The sequence below is a fragment of the uncultured Sphingorhabdus sp. genome, assembly GCF_937872355.1.
GTDB lineage: Bacteria > Pseudomonadota > Alphaproteobacteria > Sphingomonadales > Sphingomonadaceae > Sphingorhabdus_B.
On record NZ_CALMSV010000007.1, the window covers coordinates 1 to 5,196 of the forward strand.

General features: G+C 64.3%; 4 protein-coding genes. All 4 read left to right on the forward strand.

Going from position 1 to position 5,196, the window contains the following annotated elements; translation table 11 throughout:
• Window positions 1-73 precede the first annotated feature (73 nt).
• Entirely contained in the window at window positions 74-2,830 is a 2,757-nt protein-coding gene (gene rbbA / locus Q0239_RS00135) for a ribosome-associated ATPase/putative transporter RbbA (protein WP_298596519.1), read from the forward strand.
• Between the two features lie 3 nt (window positions 2,831-2,833).
• On the forward strand, window positions 2,834-3,946 hold the full coding sequence (locus tag Q0239_RS00140) for an ABC transporter permease (protein ID WP_298596511.1): 1,113 nt from the start codon (window positions 2,834-2,836) through the stop codon (window positions 3,944-3,946).
• Window positions 3,947-4,088: 142 nt separating this feature from the next.
• Window positions 4,089-4,652, forward strand: a complete 564-nt coding sequence (locus tag Q0239_RS00145; RefSeq protein WP_298596514.1) for an isochorismatase family protein — start codon at window positions 4,089-4,091, stop codon at window positions 4,650-4,652.
• Between the two features lie 345 nt (window positions 4,653-4,997).
• A partial coding sequence (locus Q0239_RS00150; RefSeq protein ID WP_298596516.1) for a DUF6499 domain-containing protein occupies window positions 4,998-5,196 on the forward strand: 199 nt, incomplete at its 3' end.

Consider the following 5,196-nt stretch of genomic DNA (forward strand, 5'->3'; position numbering starts at 1 on the left):
CGTGGCCCACTAGCCTCAAGGGGACGCTGGTCCAATGACGAACCTGCTCGACGACGAGGGCGCGCACGCGCCTATGCGGCCGGTCGCCCGGCTCGAAGGCGTATCGCTGTCTTATGGCCGCACGCGCGCGCTTGACGCCATCACGCTCGACATTCCGGCGGGCGCAATGGCCGGCTTGATCGGGCCCGATGGGGTCGGCAAGTCGAGCCTGCTCTCGCTCATCGCGGGCGCCCGCACCATTCAGGCCGGCCGCGTCGAGGCGCTCGGCGGCGACATGGCAGACGCCACCCACCGGCGGCTCACCTGCCCGCGCATCGCCTACATGCCGCAAGGTCTCGGCAAGAACCTCTACCCGGTTCTGTCCGTGTTCGAGAACGTCGACTTCTTCGGTCGACTGTTCGGCCACAACCGGCGCGAACGAGAGCGGCGCATCGGCGCTTTGCTCGAGAGCACGGGGCTTGCGCCGTTCGCTAGCCGTCCGGCCGCCAAGCTCTCGGGCGGCATGAAGCAGAAGCTAGGCCTGTGCTGTTCGCTAATCCACGATCCCGATTTGCTGATCCTCGACGAGCCGACCACCGGCGTCGACCCCTTGTCGCGCCGACAGTTCTGGGAGCTCATCGACGAGATCCGCAAGAGTCGGCCGGGCATGAGCGTCATCGTCTCGACGGCCTACATGGAGGAGGCCGCCCGCTTCGATTGGCTCGCTGCCATGGATGCCGGCCGCGTGCTCGCGACCGGCTCGCCCGAGGCGCTGTTGAGGCAGACCGGGAAAGGGAACCTCGACGACGCCTTCATTGCGCTGTTGCCCGAAGAAAGACGCAGAGGCCACACCGAGGTCGTCATTCCGCCGCGGGAAGCCGACGGGGATGGCGACGCAGCCATCGAGGCCGAGAACCTCACGATGCGGTTCGGCGACTTCACGGCAGTCGACAACGTCAGCTTCCGCATCGCCCGTGGCGAGATCTTCGGCTTCCTCGGCTCCAACGGCTGCGGCAAGACCACGACCATGAAGATGCTGACGGGCCTCCTGCCGGCGAGCGGCGGAACGGCACGCCTGTTCGGCCAAGAGGTCGACCCAAGCGACATGGAGGTGCGCCGCCGCGTCGGCTACATGTCGCAGGCCTTCTCGCTCTATACCGAGCTGACGGTCCGGCAAAACCTCGAGCTGCATGCCCGCCTGTTCGGGCTCGCTCCCGGTACTATCCCCGGCCGCATCGTGGAGATGACCCAGCGCTTCGATCTTGGCGGCGTGATCGAAACCTTGCCGGATGCCCTTCCGCTCGGCATCCGCCAGCGTCTGTCGCTCGCCGTGGCTATGATCCACGCGCCCGAGATCCTGATCCTCGACGAGCCGACGTCCGGCGTCGATCCGGTCGCCCGCGACGGTTTCTGGCAGATCCTGTCGGACCTCTCGCGCAAGGACAAAGTGACAATCTTCGTCTCCACCCACTTCATGAACGAGGCGGAGCGCTGCGACCGCATCTCGCTAATGCATGCAGGCAAAGTCCTCGTGAGCGACCATCCGGCGGCGATCATCGAAAATCGACAGGCCCGCTCTCTTGACGAAGCGTTCATCGCCTACCTCGAGGAGGCTGTCGGGGAGGCGCAGCGGTCGGTGCCGGTCAGCCCGCCAGCAGCCATGCCGCGTGCTGGCGAGTCCCGAACCTCGGCTGAGGCGCCGGCGCCTGCGCCCGTCGAGCGCCGCTTCGACCTGCGGCGGATGCTGGCCTACACCCAACGCGAGGCCCTCGAGCTGCGTCGCGATCCAATCCGGCTCGCGATCGCCACGATCGGCACCGTCATCCTCATGTTCGTCGTCGGATACGGCATCAACATGGATGTCCAGAACCTGTCGTTCGCCGTGCTCGACCGTGACGACACGACGATCAGCCGCGACTATACCCTGCAGATCGCCGGCTCGCGCTACTTCACACAGAAGGCGCCGATCACCGACCACGCCGACTTCGACAGACGCATGCGCAACGGGGAGTTGAGCTTGGCGATCGAGATTCCTCCGGGGTTCGGGCGCGACCTGGCTCGGGGAAAAAGCGTCGCGATCGGGGCCTGGATCGATGGCGCGATGCCGACACGCGCCGAGATTGCCCGCGGCTACGTGCAAGGCATGCATGCGGCCTGGCTCACGCGGAAGACGCGTGAGCTTCTCGGCAGCGCGGCCACCGCCGGGTCCTTCCAGCTCGAGCTGCGCTACCGTTACAATCCCGATAACAAGAGCATTGTCGCCATGGTGCCCGCGGTGATCCCGCTGCTGCTCATAATGATACCTGCCATGCTCGCTGTGCTCAGCATCGTGCGCGAGAAGGAGCTGGGCTCGATCATCAACTTTTACGTCACGCCCGTTACCCGGCTCGAGTTCCTGATCGGCAAGCAGATCCCCTACGTCGCGCTCGCCTTCATGAACTTCCTCATGCTGGCGGCATTCGCAGTCTTCATCTTCAACGTTCCGCTGACCGGCAGCTTTCTGGCGCTGTCCGCCGCGGCTTTGCTCTACGTCATCGCGACGACAGGCATGGGACTGGCCATGTCGACGTTCATGAACAGCCAGATCGCAGCGATCTTCGGTACAGCGCTAATCACACTCATCCCTGCCGTGCAGTTTTCGGGCATGACCGATCCGGTGTCCTCCCTGCGCGGCGCGGGTGCCGTCATCGGCAGCGTCTATCCGACGACTTACTTCGTGACCATCTCGCGCGGCGTCTTCTCCAAGGCGCTCGGGCTCGGAGACCTGTGGGGCGCGTTCTGGCCGCTCCTGCTCGCCGGGCCAGTCCTGATCGCACTCAGCGCAGCCCTCCTCAGGAAACAGGCGAACTGACCTATGCGTCTCTCCCACATCCTCCAGCTTGGCATCAAGGAGCTGCGCGGCCTCGCGCGCGATCCGATGCTGCTCGCGCTGATCGTCTATTCCTTCACGCTCTCGATCTATACCACCTCGCGCGCCATCCCCGAGACGCTCAACCGCGCGGCCATCGCCGTAGTCGACGAGGACCAGTCGCCCGTCTCCTCGCGCATGGTCTCGGCATTATATCCGCCTTATTTCATGGTACCCACGCTGATCTCACAGCAGGAGATGGACCGGCGCATGGATGCGGGGCTCGACACGTTCGCGCTCGACATCCCGCCGAACTTCCAGCGTGATCTCCTGGCTGGCAAGGTGCCGACCATCCAGCTCAACATCGACGCCACCCGCATGACGCAGGCCTTCACCGGCGGCGGTTATATCCAGTCGATCGTCTCGAGCGAGGTCACCGAATTTCAGAGCCGCTATCGCAAGACAGCGAGCCTCCCTGTCGATCTGGAGCTGAGATCGCGATTCAACCAGGCGCTCGACAAGTCCTGGTTCGGCGCTGTCACGCAGGTGATCAACGCGATCACCATGCTGTCGATCATCCTGACCGGCGCCGCTCTCATCCGCGAGCGCGAGCACGGCACGATCGAGCACCTCCTGGTCATGCCCGTGACGCCGCTCGAGATCATGGTGAGCAAGGTCTGGTCGATGGGGCTCGTCGTGCTGCTCGCCTCCAGCGTGGCGCTGACCTTCGTCGTCCAGGGCCTGCTCGGGGTGCCGATCCAAGGCTCACTTGCGTTGTTCATGCTGGGTGCGGCGCTGCATCTCTTTGCCACGGCCTCGATGGGCATCTTTCTCGCAACCGTCGCCGGCTCGATGCCGCAGTTTGGCCTGCTCTTGATGATGGTCCTGATCCCGCTGCAGATCCTGTCTGGGGCCGTGACGCCGCGCGAAAGCATGCCGGGCATCATCCAGGAGATCATGCAGGTCGCACCCAACACGCACTTCGTCGCGCTGGCGCAGTCGGTGCTGTTCCGCGGCGCAGGCCTCGACGTCGTCTGGCCGCAGCTCGCGGCCCTGCTCGGCATCGGCGCGGTGCTGTTCATGCTCGCTCTGAGGCGCTTCAGGCAGTTCCTGCAGTAGGCCGGCGGCGAGCGATCGGGACATGGGATTGGGATGGGCGTCACCGAGGTGTGTCGCCGGACGACGCTGTGCATCGGCGATCAGATGATCCGCTTTCGCCTCGGTCGTCTCATCCCGGCATTGCAACAGGGAGCACGTCGAGATGCCGCCATTGTTGAAACCGGCCCAAAGCATTTTGCTCTTTCTCGATCCAAGACCCGAGCATCTGGAGCGCCTGGATCCCGCAAGCCGAGCGCCGACAACCCACAAACTGGCGACGGCGCACCGCGCCGCTCAGCTGGCCAGCGTGCCGATCCATCTAGCCAGTAACGGCACATTCGGGCCGGCGAAGACCTGGATCGTACTTGCAGCGCCGTTTGTCGCCGCCAACACGCACGACCTGCCGCCGACATCCGTTCAATGGCGTGAGAGCCCGCTCGGGATGGCTCTCGCCACGTCCGATCGCAACAGCCTTGTCCTGTGCGGCTTCTGGCTCGAGTGCACCGCCACCTTCACGGCGCTTGCCGCAAACGCCGAGGGCATCGACGTCGCCGTGCTGATGGACGCAACACCACACTGGCACGCCGAGACGAAGCAGCCGGCGATCGATCGCCTGATGCAAGCCGGCGTTGTCCCGATGACAACGGCGCAGATGATCATGGAATGGGCCGAGGATGGGGCGGTCACGACCAAGCGGCAGCTCATGTCACTTCTGTCGGAATTCTGATCGTGAGAATAACCGGCGAGCGTCATGAAGCGACGACGCAAAATTTCGACCGCCGATTCACGAATCCATTAATAGGAAAATTGTGCGATGCATCAATAACATAGCCTTCACTCTTATTTTGGTTTTCGCCTGAAAAGTAAGTCGATTTGATATAATCTTAGAGCATGGAAATCAGCGCCATCAGCCGTTCGCGGCGGCGCCGTTCCAGGCTCCGAACGACGCCCGAGCTCTCGTGGCCGAGAGATCCGGTCAACGGCGCAGCGTTGCCTGGTCCGCAGACCGCGAGCCTGTCGAGCTCTTCTGCGTGAGCCTGTCATGTCGTGCCGGAGATTCTACGTCGGACCCATGTGGCCACCCCCGCTCAGCGCCTACGACTACGTCTTGTTGCTCGACGAGCCAGATTGCGCCTGGGAGTTCCTCCGCCGCTGTCCCGCCTACCAGTGCGCCGCCAGGCTTGACTGGCCTCGACGCGCGCGACCAATCCGACATGCGTCCGGCGTGGTGATGTTCCTGCTGGTGCGGCGCCTGACCGGGGATGACGGGG